This window comes from Streptococcus sp. 210928-DFI.4.42 (genome assembly GCF_020554365.1).
Taxonomy (GTDB): Bacteria; Bacillota; Bacilli; order Lactobacillales; family Streptococcaceae; genus Streptococcus; species Streptococcus parasanguinis_S.
Map to the genome: position 1 here is coordinate 54473 of NZ_JAJCHF010000002.1, position 16218 is coordinate 70690.

Genomic DNA, 16218 nt, shown 5'->3' on the forward strand with positions numbered 1-16218 from the left:
GACAAGGTAGCGTTCTTAGCTGAATACAAAGATTATTCTCCTTTCAGAGCATCAAACTTCGCTTTCATGGTTGGATTTTTCCGAGTCAATTTTTTAACGGAAACATCATCCAATTTGTTGTTGGCAAGACGAAGTTGGTTTTCTGATGTGGTGAGGAATTTCTTGACCTCTTCCATCCGTTTGATGGCTTTGTCGATTTCATCGATGGCCTTGCCAAAGTTGACAGAAGCTGAATTGTAGTTCTTAGCAAAGGCAACTTTGAAAGCATCCAGGTCTTCTTCAAAGTGAGTGATATCGATATTTTGTTCACGGACAAGCGCCAATTCCTGCTTGTATTTAAGGGAATTGAGGGCCGCATTACGCAGAAGCCCAATAATCTGGATAAAGAACTGAGGACGGACCACATACATCTTCTCATACTCGTGGCTAACATCGACAATCCCTGTGTTAAAGTAGTCGTTATCTGCTTCAAGCATGGTCACTAAAACCGCATATTCACAGTTCTTTTCACGACGGTCCTTGTCCAATTCCTTGTAAAAATCAGCGTTCTTATGCTTCTTCTCTGTCCCGTCGGCTTCATTCTTCATCTCAAACATAATTGAGATAATCTCTACTCCATTTTCATCACACTCACGGAAAATAAAATCGCCTTTAGAACCACGTGCAGAGACCTTGTTGTCCTTTTCAAAATAGGCATTTGGAAAGGCAAAACTGCGAACCTTGTTAAACTCGCTCTCCGCATACTGTTCCAGACTTTCCCCGATGGCCTTGGTCGACTGTTGGGCCTTGAAATTCTTGTAGAACTCGACCTGTTCATTAGCCGCCTTAAGCTGAGCCTCATAATTTTGCTTAACAGAAGTCAGAGAAAGCTCGTTTTCTTTTTCTTGTAATAGGAGCTGATTTTTGACCTGATCTCTTTCTTTCTCTAGATCAGACAGTGTTTTTTGCAGTTGGTTCTCATGTTCCAAGCGCAAGGTGGCCAACTGATTCTCCAGTGCTTGCACTTCTTTTTCTTTCTCTAGCAGGCTTTGGCTAGCCGTTTGCTCCACCTCTTTTTTGGCCAATTCTTTTTCAGTATCAAACTGTTGAATTTGGTTCTGTAATTGGGCAATTTCTTGGTCCTTCTTGGCTAACTTCTCTTGTTGCTCATTAAGGGCCTTTTGCTCAGCTAAAGCTAACTCTTGCCGAATCCGCCCATGAATTTCCTTGTCAAACTCAGCTGTCCGTACCTGTGACAAGAGTTCGCTGTATTGACTTTCGTTGACTGTAAAGACTTCCCCACAGTTGGGACACTTGATTTCGTTCATAGTATGCCTCTTTCTCTATTCTTAGTATATTATATCATGCCACCAGTAAAATCAAAACCAACAAACGAAGCTTGCTGGTTTCAGTTTATTTCTTTTCAATCGGAGCAACACTGGCCAAGAGTTTTTTGAGCCCCACTTCTGGGAAGTTGATCTTGAGTTCTTGGGTACTACCACTACCAGATACTTCAAGCACGGTTCCTTCACCCCACTTCTTGTGAATGGCAATGTCGCCAATGGACCAAGCGACGCTCTCTTTGGCGCTAGAACGGTTGCTATTGCCAAAGGGGAGGCTTGATGACGTGAGAGTACTTGGAGCTGCTTGTCTCTTGCGCTCTTGAAGAGCTTGTGACAGGCTCATCCCTTTTCCAAAGGTCGTTCCGCCTCCATTGCTATAAGAAGCCTTAAAGCTAGTGTTGGCTGGACGAGCTAATCCTTGGTAGGACAATAAATCCGAGCTAATTTCATTGATGAAACGCGTTGGCCTGTTGTAGCTAGTCCGTCCAAAGAGCAAACGTGAGTTGGCATTGGTCAAGAAGAGAACCTTCTCTGCCCGTGTAATCCCTACATAAGCCAGACGACGTTCTTCTTCCAACTCGTCTGGATCCTCTGCTGCACGACTAAGAGGAAAGACATTTTCTTCCATTCCAATCAAGAAGACGACTGGGAACTCCAATCCCTTAGCCGCGTGAAGAGTCATCAAGGTCACTTCTGAAGTTTCTTGGGCCCCATCATCTGTATCGGCAATCAAAGCCAAATCGTTCAAGAAACGACTCAAGGTTTCCACGCCTGATTCGTCGTCGACGGTTTCCCCGTTTTCATCAAAATTCTTGGTAACAGACAGGAACTCTTGGATATTCTCGATGCGGGCCTGACTTTCCAAATTCCCCTGATTGGTTAGAGCCGTCATATAGCCCGTCTTGTCAAGGACTTCTTCGACCAACTCTGTAATGGTCAGCTGGTCCAATCTTTCTCTCAAATCAAGAATGAGATTGGCAAAGTCCCAGATGGCTTGGGCTGCCTTTCCTTTGATGCCAGAGAGCATGATATTGGCTGAAGCATCTAGGAGTGAGGACTCTTGCATTTGGGCAAAGTCGCGAATCTTATCCACTGTACCTGGCCCGATTCCCCGCTTGGGTTCATTGATAATGCGCTCAAAACTGATATTGTCACTGAGGTTGGCAATCAAGTTCAGATAAGCAATGACATCCCGAATTTCCTTTCGGCTGTAGAACTTGGTGCCCCCCACCATGGTGTAGGGAATGTTGGACTTGAGTAGCGCTTCTTCAATGGTCCGTGACTGAGCATTGGTCCGGTAGAGAACGGCAAAATCACGGTGTTTGTAGCCAGCTTCGCGACTAAGCTCTTCAATCGTTTTAGCAACAAAGACAGCTTCATCCTGCTCATCATTAGCCCTGTAATAGACAATTTCTTCCCCGTCTTCATTTTGTGTCCAGAGATTCTTCGGACGGCGGTGGCGATTGTTTTTGATGACATCATTGGCTGCTTGCAAGATCGTCTTGGTCGAGCGATAATTCTCTTCTAGGAGGACGACCTTAGCTTCCTTATAATCCTTCTCAAAGTCCAGGATATTCTGCATATCTGCTCCCCGCCAGCCATAAATAGACTGGTCCGCATCCCCAACGACACAGATATTTTTAAAGCGTGAAGCCAAGAGTTTGACCAACTGGTATTGGGCATGGTTGGTATCTTGATACTCGTCTACGTGGATGTATTGGAACTTCTGCTGGTAATAGGTCAGCACATCTGGATGCTGATCAAAAAGACGCAAGGTCAGCATGATCAAATCATCAAAGTCCACTGCTTCTGACTGACGGAGTTCCTTTTGATAAGCCTCATAGCACTTAGCAACGATCTGGGTATACATATCTCCAGCCTGGGCAGCATAGGCCACTTCATCGATCAGGTCATTTTTGGCATTGGAAATAGTCCCCAAGATGGTCCGTTCATTCCATTTTTTAGGATCCAAGTTCAAGGACTTCAAAATCCGCTTCATCAAGGTCCGTTGCTCACCTGGATCGACAATGGTAAAATTGCGATTGTAGCCAATATGATCCGCATCTCGACGGAGGATACGCACACACATGGAGTGGAAGGTGGCAATCAAGCAATCTTGAGTCACTGGGTTTAACTGATAGGCCCTCTCCTTCATCTCCCGAGCGGCTTTATTGGTAAAGGTAATGGCCAAAATATTCCAAGGATTGACCATTTTTTCATCGATCAAGTAAGCGATCCGGTGGGTCAGGACACGTGTCTTACCAGAACCAGCTCCCGCCATGATCAAAAGGGGACCTTCTGTCGTTTGGACCGCCTCTGCCTGGCGATCATTCATACCATTCAATAAAGGATTCATCTCATACTCCTCATTCATTCAATCGTTCTATTATACCACATTTTCGCCCTTTCTCCTTTTGGAAACAGTTGGCATCATTTGAATTTTGCACTCAAAAAGGCTATAATAAAGGCTTAAGAAGAACGAATATTTCCTCATCAACAACGATCCAAGTTTTTCGCTTAGGAGGAAATCTACAGAAGTCTGGAGGAGTTATCAGTGAATCAATCACAAAGTAATTTAAAACTAGCCGAACGTGGAGCCATCATTAGTATTCTAGCCTATTTATTGCTCTCTTCAGTAAAATTGGCTACCGGCCATCTACTTCATTCATCCAGTTTGGTAGCCGATGGATTTAACAACTTATCTGATATCATCAGCAATGCTGCCCTGCTCATCGGGATTCGTCTTGCTCGCCAACCTGCTGACCGCGATCACAAATTTGGTCACTGGAAAATTGAGGATCTAGCAAGCCTAGTCACCTCCATCATTATGTTTTATGTTGGTTTTGATGTCTTACGCGATACCCTCCAAAAGATCTTCAGCAATGAAACAGTTAGCATTGATCCACTCGGTGCTGGTGTCGGAGTGGTTTCAGCCCTTGTCATGCTAGGCGTTTATTTCTACAATCTTCGCTTAGCCAAACGAGCCAAATCAAAAGCCTTAAAAGCAGCCGCAAAAGACAATCTTTCAGATGTCGTCACATCTCTTGGAACGTCGATCGCGATCGCTGCTAGTGCTTTTAACTATCCAATTGTCGATAAAATCGTAGCCATCATCATCACCTTCTTTATCCTCAAAACAGCCTACGATATTTTTATGGAATCTTCCTTTAGTCTTTCAGACGGCTTTGATGATAGTCTCCTCGAAGATTACGAAAAAGCAATTTTAAAACTCCCTAAGATTGCACGTGTGAAATACCAACGCGGACGGACCTACGGAAGCAATATCTATCTGGACGTTGTCTTGGAGATGAATCCCGACCTTTCCGTCTATGAAAGTCATGCGATCACAGAAGAAGTCGAGAATCTCCTGAAAGAAGAATTTGGAGTCTTTGACATTGACGTCCATGTGGAACCTAGCTCAATTCCTGAAGATGAGCTGATCGAAAACGTTGAAAAGAAACTCTTGACCTACGAAAAACGCCTCTATGCTAAGCAAGAGTTTGATACATTGCTAGCGGATAATTATACCTTGATTGACGATACCGGTCACGAACACAACAAGGCAGAATTAATAGAGGCTCTCGCAAGCGACCAAGTTCAATTCCAAAACTTTGAACTGGAGTCCATCAGCCAAAAAACCAAACTCATACGCTATGAACTAGACGGTCAAATCCATACCAGTCTCTGGCGTCGCCACGAAACTTGGCAAAAGATTTTCCATCAAATCACTAATAAAACCGACTAAAAAGCTAGGAATCATTTCCTAGCTTGAGAGAGTATCCAAATCTTATAAAAAAAGTTAATTGATTCTCTAAAAATTTTCTAATTTTTAAAATGAATCAAAAGTATACCAAAACTTTCCGCTGTGAGAAAAGTGCTAGAAACAGTAATGTTTCTAGCACTCGGGAGTTTTGAAACCTTAGGTTCAAAACTAAGTCATGGAACTTCGTAGAAGTTCGCTGACGTCCGTACTCACCTAAGGAAAGTTTTTAAGATAACTTTGTCTTTTATCTAAAGCTAGGAAGTATTTCCTAGCTTTTTTACTTGATATCGTCTGTTGCTACATCAGTTCCGAACCACTTCTTAGAGATCTTTTGGAACTGGCCTTATTGATAGAGTATTACGAAGGCTTCATCAATTTTTTTCTTCAAAGTTTTATCCGCCTTGCGCACCCCTACCGCAAAGGATTCTGTCTCAAAACCGACAGGAAAGACATTGTAGTCTTTTAAGATTCCTTCTGTTTGCAGATAATAGTTGGCATAGACACGGTCGATTAAGAGGCCATCGATCCGATCATTCTGAAGATCGATCAGCGCCTCGTTGAAACTCTGGTATTGGGTAGCCTTTTGATTTTTAACCTTATTTTTTAAGATTTTAGGATTGGCTTCAAAATCCATATAGCCAGACGATCCGGTCTGGGCACCTAATCGTTTCTCTTTGAAATTTATAAAAAAAATAGCCTTTCGGCTATTCTTCTACTTTTATAAATCCAAATTTATTGAGAGGATAGAGACGCAGATTCACGACTCCTTCAATCTGATTTTTATGGATATAACCAAACTCACGGCTATCTTCTGTATCCCCACGGTTATCATTTAAGACTAGATAAGTATCGGATGGTACACGACCAGCCTTGGTCCCTTTTAACTCTGATAAGAAGAAATCGTCCGTATAATATCCATTACTCGTTGGAGCCGCCAAGTGTTTATTCAGCATTTTATTTAGGTAAGGTTCTGGTGTTGCCTGTCCATTCAAATAGAGGACATCATCTACGTAACTGACTTCATCGTTTTCTTTGGCAATGACACGTCCAAGGTATTCTTTTCCACCGACCTTGTATAAGACCAAATCACTGCGATCTACCTGAGCATTTTTAGTTGCTACCACAAGATCTCCATTTTTCACAGAAGCATTGGCCATCTTATCATTAATACTAAATGGATGAAATACAAAGATACGAAGCAAAATCAGTGCTAAAACCAGAACACCGACAATGATGACATTTCTAATTAAATCTCTCCTTGGCATGTATGTCTCCCTTCCTTTTTGTTTATTATACCATTTTTTTGATCTTTAAAAAAGAGAAAGTAAGCATTAGTGAGAATTCTTGCCAACATACTAAATAAGCAAAAGAAAAACCTCGCGGTCAATCCTTTTGGACCAACCAGCAAGGTTATAAGAAAAATTTCTTTATTAACGTACTGTACGGATACGCATTGTGTTTGTACGAACTGCTTCACCAAGTGGTACACCTGCAACGATAACGATATCATCACCAGATTGTACAAGACCAGCTTCAACTGCTTTGCGTTCAGCAATTTCAAACATGTCATCAGTTGATGATGGAGCTTCTGTCAACATTGGGATAACACCCCAGTTCAACATCAATCCACGTTCTGTCAATTCGTCAAATGTCAATGCCAAGATATCAGCATTTGGACGGTATTTAGAAATCAAACGTGCTGTGTGACCAGTCTTAGTAAGAGTTACAACCAATTTGATGTCCATTGAGTTTGTAGCATCTTTAACAGCTGAAGCCATAACTTCTGTCTTAGAGTTACGTTCAAATGAATCTGAGTTTAAACGTCCGTATTCTTTAAGAAGAGTTTGAGCGTTCTTGTCAATTGTAGCCATTGTTGTAACTGACTCAAGTGGGTATTTACCGTTTGCAGATTCACCTGAAAGCATTGTAGCATCAGTACCATCGATAACAGCGTTGAAGACGTCAGATACTTCAGAACGAGTTGCACGTGGTTTTTCAGTCATTGTTTCAAGCATGTTTGTTGCAGTGATAACAACTTTACCAGCAGCATTCACTTTAGTGATAATCATTTTTTGGTAAACTGGAACCATTTCAAATGGTACTTCGATACCCATGTCACCACGAGCTATCATGATACCATCAGCAGCTTCAATGATTTCATCCAAGTTATCGATACCTTGTTGGTTTTCGATTTTCGCAAACAATTGAACGTGACCGTTACCAGTTTCTTCACAGATAGCACGAACTTCGTCAACGTCTTTTGCAGTACGTACAAATGAAATCGCGATGAAGTTAATACCTTGTTCCAAACCGAAACGGATATCATCGTTATCGCGCTCAGCAAGGGCTGGGAAAGGAATTTTCGTGTTAGGGATGTTCACACCTTTTTGTTTAGCAATGATACCGTCATTTTCAACGACTACTTCAAATTCACGAGTTGCATCGTCTTTTGCGAAAACACGAAGACCCAATTTACCATCGTCAACCAAAACTTGGTGACCAACTTCAACATCATCGTAGATATCAAGGGCACCAGCAACGTTCAAAGCAATCACATCACGAGTTGATTTGATGCCTTGTTTTGTAGCAACGCGAATACGTTCACCAGTTTTGTATGAGTACTCTTTAGCTTCGCCTTCGAACAATTCAGTACGAATTTCAGGACCTTTTGTATCAAGAAGGTAACCAACTTTTTTACCAGCGATTTCTTCTGCACGTTTAACAGTCGCCATACGTTCACCTTGTTCTTGGTGGTCACCGTGTGAGAAGTTGAAACGGAAAGTGTTAGCGCCAGCTTCGATCAATTTAGCAATGTTTTGTGCTGAAGCTTCAACGTCAAGTTTTTCAGCCCAGTATCCATCTTCACCGAATTTTTTACCGCCACGGATTTCTACCGCAGGACCTAAAGTTGCAACGATTTTTACACGTTTGTTCATGATATATATGACTCCTTTTTAAATATATCTGTCTTTTTAAGACAAGGTTAACGAATTAATGAAATAAAAATAGATTTAAGACAAGCTACGGTTCAACTCGGCAAGACCAAGATCAGCTTTATGTGGATTGTTTACCACAATCTTACCATCTTCTGTCAAGCTAAAGAGGGCTCCTTCTTCTGCTTTACCAAGGATTGGGTTTTCAACCATTTTTTCATTACGGATACCAACGGCTACACCACCGATTCCTTGTTTCAGCAATTTAACAGCGTGTGCTCCCATACGTGAAGCAAGAACACGGTCACGCGCAGTAGGTGAACCACCACGTTGGATGTGACCAAGTTCAGTCACACGAAGGTCACTTGTATCTCCAGCATCTTTCAAGGCTTTACCGAATTCATCTGCAGACATCACGCCTTCAGCTAAAACGATAATGTTGTGGGTACGGCCTTTTGCGTAACCTTCTTTGATGCTCTCAACAACATCTTCGATCTTGAATCCTTCTTCAGGGATGATGATTTCATCTGCACCAGATGCAATCCCTGCCCAAAGAGCGATATCTCCAGCGTTACGTCCCATCACTTCGATAACGAAAGTACGGTGGTGACTAGATGAAGTATCACGGATCTTATCGATCGCGTCCATTGCAGTTGTGACTGCCGTATCAAAACCAATTGTAAAGTCAGTTCCGACGATATCGTTGTCGATCGTACCAGGAAGACCAACAGCTGGGAATCCAAGCTCAGTCAAGCGCATCGCACCATGGTAAGAACCATCTCCACCAATAACGACAACACCTTCGATCCCGTGTTTCTTCAATTGCTCGATCCCTTTTAATTGACCTTCGCGTTGTGCGAATTCAGGGTAACGAGCTGAATGAAGGAAGGTACCACCACGGGAAATAATATCTCCAACAGATGAGGCGTCAAGCGGCTGAATTTTACCAGCAACCATTCCCGCATATCCATCATAGATACCGAAAACTTCCATTCCTTCTGAAATTGCTTGACGAACAACTGCACGGATAGCAGCGTTCATGCCAGGGGCATCTCCACCACTAGTTAAAACAGCAATACGTTTCATTTCGTTGTTTGCTCCTTTTTTTCTTTTACATTCTACGTAATTATAACACAAAGAAGACTAAAATTCTCGTATTTTTCGCAGTTTTTACCGATAAATCGTTTTCATAACGAGATTCTTTAATTCATCTTCCAATTCTTTGTTTTTCTGGACTGTATAGCCCTTCAATTGAAGAGTTTTTTTCTCGTCTTCATAGCGTAATATCACAGGATATGGGCCCGGATATTTTTTCAAGATAGAAAGAATTGTTTGATCCTGACGATGATCGAGCAACTGGATCCAGAACTTTTCATTGGTTGCAAGTTGCACCTCTGCTAGAATCATCTGCAAGCGCCCATCACGCTCTTGTATCTTCCCTGTCAAGTAATAAAAGCCACCTTCTTTTATCAAAGAGGAAAATCGATTGTAGGTTTCAGGGAAAAGGGTCACATCCAATTTTTTCTTGGTATCACTGACTTGTAAGAAAGCCATGAGATCACCCGACTTGGTTCGAATCGTTCGAATGTTTTGTATCTCAATGAGAATGCGTGCCTGCTCTCCTTGAACTAATTGAGAAATTGGTTGGATCTCGTAGGGACTCATTTGCCCAATCGCAACCAATGGGTGAGTACTGAGCCCGACGCCAATAATGGCCTCTTCCTTCTCATATTTTTCAGCCTGGCTAAAGTCCTCCGTTTCTGTCCAGGAATAGTTAGAATCCGCAAACAAACTGCCTAGCTCATCAGCAAAGACAAACAAATTCGGCAAATTGTGAAGCACCTTGCGCCTATTTTTTTCAAAAATGTCAAACAATCCAAGCTCCACTAAAGGTGTTAACAAAGGCAATTTATGATACTGATTGGGTAGTCGTAAAATAAAATCTTCGACACTTTCAAAGGGACGATTGTCAATGATCCAATATGCTAAATCTCTTGGGAGTCCCTTGATATTTTTCATTCCCAAGTAGATTTTCCGATCCTGGAACTTATCTCTGTAAGGGATGGTGTTGATGGATAATGGCGCGACTTTAAAATCAAACTGGAGAGCATCTGTCAGATAATCGCTACTCGAATAATTGAGCATGACATCAAAGAAAACATCTGGATAATGGACCTTGAAATAGGCCATCTGAAAGGCCAAGGCAGAATAGGCATAGGCATGAGAACGGTTAAACCCATAGCCTGCGAATTTTTCCATGATCGCAAAGACCTCTTTGGCTTTTTCTTCCGTATGCCCAAGTTTAAGAGCACCTGCGACAAAATCGTCTTCCATCTTGTGCATTTCAGCCACATTTTTTTTGCCCATAGCCCGACGTAAGATATCGGCTTTCCCTAGGCTAAAACCTGCAAAACGCTGGGCAACCTGCATGACCTGCTCTTGGTAGAGCATGATCCCATATGTGGGCCGTAAGATTGCTTCAATAGCTGGATCTAAAATCTCAACTTTTTCCTGGCCGTGCTTTCTTTTGACGAAATTGTCAATGTAATCACTAGCGCCTGGACGATTGAGAGAGGTGGTCGCTACCACTTCTTCGAAATGATTGGGTCTCACTCGTCTCAAGAGGCGAATGGCTCCAGCCTGTTCAAATTGGAAAATCCCCTTGGTATCCCCAGCAGCAAACAAGGCCAAGGTTTCTGGATCTTCTAAATCAATGGCTTCAATCACGATCTCTTCTTGGTACTTTTCATAGACGGCTTCCTTCATTTTCTGAACAAAGGTTAAATTTCGCAGACCCAAAAAGTCCATCTTTAACAGACCATTGGCTTCAACCGCATGGGCATCATACTGGGTGACAAACATGTCTTCTCCATACTTGAGAGGAATGTGATCCGTCAAATCCTGGTCACTCATCACAACCCCAGCCGCGTGGATCGAGGTTTGTCTAGGTTGGCCTTCTATTCTTTTGGCAATTTCAAAGCCACGTTCAAATTCTGCTCGGCTATGAATCACTTGTCGAAAAGCTAGATTCTGTTCATAAGCTGTCGTCAGTGTATCCCTAAACCCAATCCGCTTGGTAATGGAGGTCAATTCATACTCTGGTACCCCAAAACGTTTGAAGACATCTCGAATGGCTTGTTTGGCCCCAAAGGTTGAAAAGGTCACGATTTGAGCTGCATGGTAACTCCCGTAACGGTCTCGCACATAGCGGATAAATTCTGGACGATAGATATCAGGAATATCAATATCAATATCCGGCATGGTGTAGCGCTCCACATTTAAAAAGCGCTCAAATAGGAGGTTCTTCTCCACAGGATCAATCCCTGTAATTCCTAATGCATAGGCTACTAGTGAACCTACAGCAGACCCACGTCCCATTCCCATATAATAGCCTTGACTCCGTCCGAAACGAAGAAGGTCCCAGACAATCAAGAAATAATCATCAAAGCCCATCTGGTGAATAATGTCTAATTCATGCTCCAGACGTTCTTGATAGACCGGACTGGTCAAGTTCTTTCGAAGGAGACCCGCTTGAGCTAATTCTCTCAGTTCCTCAACAGCTGGTTTCTGAGGATTGAAGCGAGGCAATTTCAACTGGGTGTCAATATCATATTGAATCCCTTGGACTAGTTTTTCCAGATTTGTGATGGCTTGAGGAAATCGCTCTGCAAAATCATTCTTTAAATCCTGAGGAGTTTTTAGGACTGTTATCTGATCAATTGGCCCTGTTTCCGTCAAGCTTTGATTGTCCTTGATGGCTGCCAGCATCTGCATGGCTTCCACATCTCCCGCCTCAAAAAATCGAACGGTATGAAGAGGGAGCACAGGGTGGCTAAACTCTTGAACCGGCGTATCCGCAAAAACTCCGATGAAGTAATCTAGACCAAACGGCAAGTCTCCACTAGCAAAAGGCGCTGGGACAATAACTGCTACTCCTTCTGTTAGGTGCTTCACATCCTCCCAATTGCTCTTCCCCATCATTTTGACGGTCGACATCTTCATCAAATTTTGGTAGCCCTTCGTGGATAAGGCCATCATCCGAAACGGAATTGTTTCATTGTCTACCTCTAGTCCAATTTCTAAACCGACCAAGGGGCTGAGCTTGTGGGCCTGACAGGCTTCGATAAATTCATAGGCACCATACAAATTATCTATATCCATGATTCCCAATGCGCCATACCCCATGCTTTTAGCCACGTGAACATAGTCTTTTATGGTCACAAGGCTTTCCATAAAGGTATAGACTGATTTGGTATCTAGCTGTGCAATCACTTTTTCTCCTCCCTCACTGGTCTATTTTTGGGACTCTTTTTTGTACAAAAAAACACCACTGCTACACAATGATGTCTCAACAACGGAAGACATGGGATTCGAACCCACGCACGCTTTTACACGCCTACCGCGTTTCCAACACGGCCTCTTAAGCCTCTTGAGTAATCTTCCATGAATAAAAATATGGAGCCGGTGGGAGTCGAACCCACGTCCAAACACCTGCCAGCATATTTGTCTACAACCATAGGTTATGTTTTCTTTTAACAGCTACATGACACATAACTCAAGCCCTGTAGTTGCGAGTCTATCAATCTCTTATCTAACTCCTAGACCAAGCTAGATCGTATCTCGCTGAAATTAAGACCTGTCATCAAACACGAGCGATTCGAATCGGGTCACGCCTGCTGGTGTTTAGGCAGCTAAAGCGTAAGAATTATTATTTTTTGCAGTTATATTTAACTGGCGTTTTACATCCGCTAGATGAGTTGCAAAATATGCCTCATAATGCCTGTCGAATCCGTAACGACCCCAAAACGAATACATTTAGTATATCAAAATCTAGCTAAAAATGCAAAAGAAAAAAATTGAACAAGAAACCTTCCACTGGGGAGCTCCTTGTTCAATTAACTGTTTTTATTGAAGATTCAACTTATATTTGCTGATATAGTGAATGGTGAAGTACATAGAAACAATCTTAATGACTTCATAGATGAGACCTGGAATGAAGTTTGCTCCCAAATCATCAATATTTCCATAAACCAATGCATACCCGACAGCATATGAATCTTTAAAAGGATTGACTGCTGTACCGATGATACTTAAAACAATGCACAAGAGAAAGAAAAACAGAATAGCCTTAAATCCTCGACGATTTTGAAACAGTTGGCCAAGTGCGATCGATACATAAAATAGGAAGATCCCTGAGGCTGTGGTAAAAATCCACCAAACGATAATCCAATAAGCAATAGAATGACTAAAAGCCTCAGCGATAATACTAAATACAGGAGAGAGGTCTTGTCCAATGACAGCGCCCATCACAAGTATTGTGATAAAACCACTCAAAAATAGAAGGAATAGGCAGTAAAGACTCGCTACTAAAGCTCCCACAAATTTAGATAAAATGATCGCATGCGGGCTAGCTGGAAGGGTCCAGGTCAAGTAACCTTCGCGTCCGTATAAGTTGGAATAGAAACGACGGATAATAATATAGTAGTTACTAAGATAAAGACCAATGACTCCTCCAAAAATGAGAATCCCAAGAGTCCCCGTTATGATTTGCATACTATTGGTTTCCATATTCACAAAACCGTTTGTAGCACTTCCACCAATAACACCTGTAATCACTGACAAACCTAGTGCGATCAGGGTGATCAATAAATACCACTTAGCTGTCGATTTAAATTCATATTTTAATAATTTACCAAACATGGGTTCCTCCTAATAAACACGGAATTGATCACGGAAGATCTCATCGATTGATTTTCCGTGTTGATTGCGCATAACAGTCGTATTTTCATGCAAGAGGATTCTTCCTTGGTTGATGAAAATGGCCTCATCCAAAACTTGCTCAATATCCGCAATCAAGTGAGTAGAAATCAAGACAGAAGAGTTTGGACGTCTGTTTTGAATAATGGTCCGCAAAATATAATCACGCGCTGCTGGGTCAACCCCACCGATTGGTTCATCAAGAACATACAAGTCAGCTTCACGGCTCATCACCAAAATCAATTGCACTTTTTCCTTGTTCCCTTTTGAAAGGCTGTTCAATTTTTGATTTGGCTGCAAATGCAAATCGTTGAGCAATTGGTAAGCTCGTTGGACATTAAAATCTGCATAAAAATCTTGGAAATAGCTAATAGCATCAATAATTTTCATATTTTCATTCAGATAAGTTGTATCTGGCAAATAGGAAACCACTTTTTTAGAAGCTGGGGATGGTAATTGCCCATGAATATAGATATTTCCAAGGCTTGGTTGCAACAAACCATTAATCAATTTAATGATGGTTGTTTTCCCACTACCATTGGGACCCAAAAGGCCAATAATACGGCCAGGTTGGATGTTCAAACTAACATCCATGAGAGCAACTTCATGCCCATAATTCTTTGTCACATGGTCCAAGTAGACCAAAGGATACTGATTCATGTAAATCTCCTTTATTTTCTATTTATGCTATTATACCCTGTCCCCTTGATGATTGCAACTTTATCTGAAAATTTGCTAAGAATTTGTAAATACTTGTTCAAAAAAATAGGGATAAATAAATCAGAGGTTAGGGAAACCCCAACCTCTGATTTGTTTTGATGCATAGAATATTTAACTAATTCCAAGTGCGATCCGTGCGTAACGGCTCATCTTTTCAACCGTCCAAGCAGGATACCAGACCAACTTCACATCCACAGATGTCACTTCTTCTACTTCTGCTAAAACATCATGAATCTGATCTGTCAGAAGGTCCGCTAATGGACACCCCATGGTCGTTAAGGTCATATCAATGATGGTTGCTCCAGTTTCACCGTCAAAATGGATCTCGTAGACAAGACCTAAATTGACAATGTCAATCCCAAGCTCAGGATCGATTACCTCTTCCAAAGCATTTAAGATTTTATTTTTAATTTCTTCAATTTGCTCAGTTGTATATGCCATATGACTTCCTTTTTCTGCTATTTACTCTCGATAGAATTTCTTGGCTCGGGTTAAAAAGGTCCACTGGACCTTCCTCGCTTCCGAATTTTTCGGCTCGGGTTAAAAAGATCCGCAGGATCTGGGTCGCTTCTTCATTTCTAGGCGACCGTTAAAAAGATCCGCAGGATCTTTTTAATCCTCTATAAAGTCACGCAATGGTTTGCTTCTGCTTGGGTGGCGGAGTTTGCGGAGGGCTTTGGCTTCGATCTGACGGATCCGTTCACGGGTCACGTTGAAGACTTTCCCCACATCTTCCAAGGTCCGCATTTTTCCATCATCGAGACCAAAACGAAGACGCAAAACATTTTCTTCCCGGTCTGTCAGGGTATCGAGGACTTCATCCAATTGTTCGCGTAGAACCACACGAGTGGTGTAGTCTACTGGATTTTCAATCACTTCGTCTTCGATAAAATCGCCCAAATGGCTATCATCTTCTTCCCCGATTGGAGTTTCAAGAGAAACAGGCTCTTGAGCAATCTTCAAGATTTCACGCACCTTATCAGGTGTCATATCCATGCGCTCAGCGATTTGTTCAGGTGTTGGATCTTGTCCCAATTCTTGCAAGAGATTACGTTGTTCACGAACCAACTTGTTAATGGTTTCCACCATGTGAACAGGGATCCGAATGGTACGCGCTTGGTCTGCAATGGCACGAGTGATGGCCTGACGGATCCACCAAGTAGCATAAGTAGAGAACTTGAACCCTTTGGTATAGTCAAACTTATCAACCGCCTTCATCAAGCCCATGTTTCCTTCTTGGATCAAATCCAAAAATTGCATCCCACGACCAACGTAACGTTTCGCAATGGATACAACCAAACGAAGGTTGGCTTCTGCTAGACGTTGCTTAGCTTCCAAGTCACCTTGTTCCACCAAGATAGCCAATTCTTGTTCTTCTTCATTGGTCAAAAGAGGAACAACCCCAATTTCTTTCAAGTACATCCGTACCGGGTCATTGACCTTAGCAGAGTTGCTTCCAAGCAATTCCTCATCTGACAACTCTGGCTCTTCCTCATTGTTCAACACACGCGCACTTGGGTTGCCGTCTTTATCCGTGATCGAAATCCCTGCATCTTGAATGCGTTGCAAAAGATCTTCAATCCAATCTGCATCTAGCGTGAATGGAATAACCAATTGGTCATTAATTTCATCATCTGTTGCAGTTCCGCTTTTCTTGTGGCTGCGAATAAATTCTGCAATTTGAACGTCCAATGTTGTAATATCTTTTTGTTCTTTAGCCATT

The 16218-nt window shown here is 42.2% G+C and carries 11 protein-coding genes, 1 tRNA gene, 1 other RNA gene and 1 pseudogene; 1 reads left to right on the forward strand and 13 read right to left on the reverse strand.

What is annotated here, in order from left to right; all coding sequences use genetic code 11:
• Positions 1–32 precede the first annotated feature (32 nt).
• Both LIZ08_RS01145 and pcrA read right to left on the reverse strand, forming a co-directional pair.
• Positions 33–1307: a DUF2130 domain-containing protein gene (locus LIZ08_RS01145; protein ID WP_003006568.1), complete on the reverse strand. Its 1275-nt coding sequence runs from the start codon at positions 1305–1307 to the stop codon at positions 33–35.
• A gap of 85 nt (positions 1308–1392) precedes the next feature.
• Entirely contained in the window at positions 1393–3678 is a 2286-nt protein-coding gene (pcrA, locus tag LIZ08_RS01150) for a DNA helicase PcrA (protein ID WP_227038102.1), read from the reverse strand.
• Between the two features lie 198 nt (positions 3679–3876).
• On the opposite strand from pcrA, the gene LIZ08_RS01155 reads away from it, so the two are divergent.
• A complete protein-coding gene (locus LIZ08_RS01155) occupies positions 3877–5067 on the forward strand; it encodes a cation diffusion facilitator family transporter (RefSeq protein ID WP_227038103.1) in 1191 nt (396 codons plus the stop codon).
• Positions 5068–5362: 295 nt separating this feature from the next.
• On the opposite strand, the pseudogene LIZ08_RS01160 reads toward LIZ08_RS01155, so the two are convergent.
• The 11 genes and pseudogenes from LIZ08_RS01160 to rpoD form a co-directional block, all read right to left on the reverse strand.
• Positions 5363–5755, reverse strand: a pseudogene (locus LIZ08_RS01160) (transporter substrate-binding domain-containing protein); the annotation flags it as partial.
• A gap of 34 nt (positions 5756–5789) precedes the next feature.
• Positions 5790–6350, reverse strand: coding sequence for a signal peptidase I (lepB, locus tag LIZ08_RS01165; RefSeq protein ID WP_227038104.1), 561 nt, complete (start codon positions 6348–6350; stop codon positions 5790–5792).
• Between the two features lie 165 nt (positions 6351–6515).
• Positions 6516–8021, reverse strand: a complete 1506-nt coding sequence (gene pyk, locus LIZ08_RS01170) for a pyruvate kinase (RefSeq protein WP_227038105.1) — start codon at positions 8019–8021, stop codon at positions 6516–6518.
• A gap of 75 nt (positions 8022–8096) precedes the next feature.
• Positions 8097–9104, reverse strand: a complete 1008-nt coding sequence (gene pfkA / locus LIZ08_RS01175) for a 6-phosphofructokinase (protein ID WP_227038106.1) — start codon at positions 9102–9104, stop codon at positions 8097–8099.
• An 84-nt stretch (positions 9105–9188) separates the two neighbouring features.
• A complete protein-coding gene (locus LIZ08_RS01180; protein WP_227038107.1) occupies positions 9189–12290 on the reverse strand; it encodes a DNA polymerase III subunit alpha in 3102 nt (1033 codons plus the stop codon).
• Positions 12291–12373: 83 nt separating this feature from the next.
• Positions 12374–12461: transfer RNA gene (locus tag LIZ08_RS01185), tRNA-Ser, on the reverse strand.
• A 10-nt stretch (positions 12462–12471) separates the two neighbouring features.
• Positions 12472–12820, reverse strand: a transfer-messenger RNA (tmRNA) gene (ssrA, locus tag LIZ08_RS01190).
• Between the two features lie 103 nt (positions 12821–12923).
• Positions 12924–13718: a hypothetical protein gene (locus LIZ08_RS01195; protein WP_049514914.1), complete on the reverse strand. Its 795-nt coding sequence runs from the start codon at positions 13716–13718 to the stop codon at positions 12924–12926.
• Positions 13719–13727: 9 nt separating this feature from the next.
• Positions 13728–14435 carry an ABC transporter ATP-binding protein gene (locus tag LIZ08_RS01200; protein ID WP_195326922.1) on the reverse strand — a complete coding sequence of 236 codons (708 nt, stop codon included), beginning with the start codon at positions 14433–14435 and terminating at the stop codon, positions 13728–13730.
• A 171-nt stretch (positions 14436–14606) separates the two neighbouring features.
• Complete coding sequence (locus LIZ08_RS01205) at positions 14607–14936, reverse strand: metal-sulfur cluster assembly factor (protein ID WP_004220168.1); 330 nt, start codon at positions 14934–14936, stop codon at positions 14607–14609.
• Between the two features lie 171 nt (positions 14937–15107).
• Positions 15108–16217, reverse strand: coding sequence for an RNA polymerase sigma factor RpoD (rpoD, locus tag LIZ08_RS01210; RefSeq protein ID WP_155168965.1), 1110 nt, complete (start codon positions 16215–16217; stop codon positions 15108–15110).
• Position 16218 lies beyond the last annotated feature (1 nt).

Excerpts from the sequence above, each read along its gene's own strand:
- LIZ08_RS01195 (WP_049514914.1), bottom strand. The coding sequence starts at position 13,718 with ATGTTTGGTAAATTATTAAAATATGAATTTAAATCGACAGCTAAGTGG.
- rpoD (WP_155168965.1), bottom strand. The coding sequence starts at position 16,217 with ATGGCTAAAGAACAAAAAGATATTACAACATTGGACGTTCAAATTGCA.
- LIZ08_RS01205 (WP_004220168.1), bottom strand. The coding sequence starts at position 14,936 with ATGGCATATACAACTGAGCAAATTGAAGAAATTAAAAATAAAATCTTA.
- pfkA (WP_227038106.1), bottom strand. The coding sequence starts at position 9,104 with ATGAAACGTATTGCTGTTTTAACTAGTGGTGGAGATGCCCCTGGCATG.
- pyk (WP_227038105.1), bottom strand. The coding sequence starts at position 8,021 with ATGAACAAACGTGTAAAAATCGTTGCAACTTTAGGTCCTGCGGTAGAA.
- LIZ08_RS01200 (WP_195326922.1), bottom strand. The coding sequence starts at position 14,435 with ATGAATCAGTATCCTTTGGTCTACTTGGACCATGTGACAAAGAATTAT.
- pcrA (WP_227038102.1), bottom strand. The coding sequence starts at position 3,678 with ATGAATCCTTTATTGAATGGTATGAATGATCGCCAGGCAGAGGCGGTC.
- LIZ08_RS01145 (WP_003006568.1), bottom strand. The coding sequence starts at position 1,307 with ATGAACGAAATCAAGTGTCCCAACTGTGGGGAAGTCTTTACAGTCAAC.
- lepB (WP_227038104.1), bottom strand. The coding sequence starts at position 6,350 with ATGCCAAGGAGAGATTTAATTAGAAATGTCATCATTGTCGGTGTTCTG.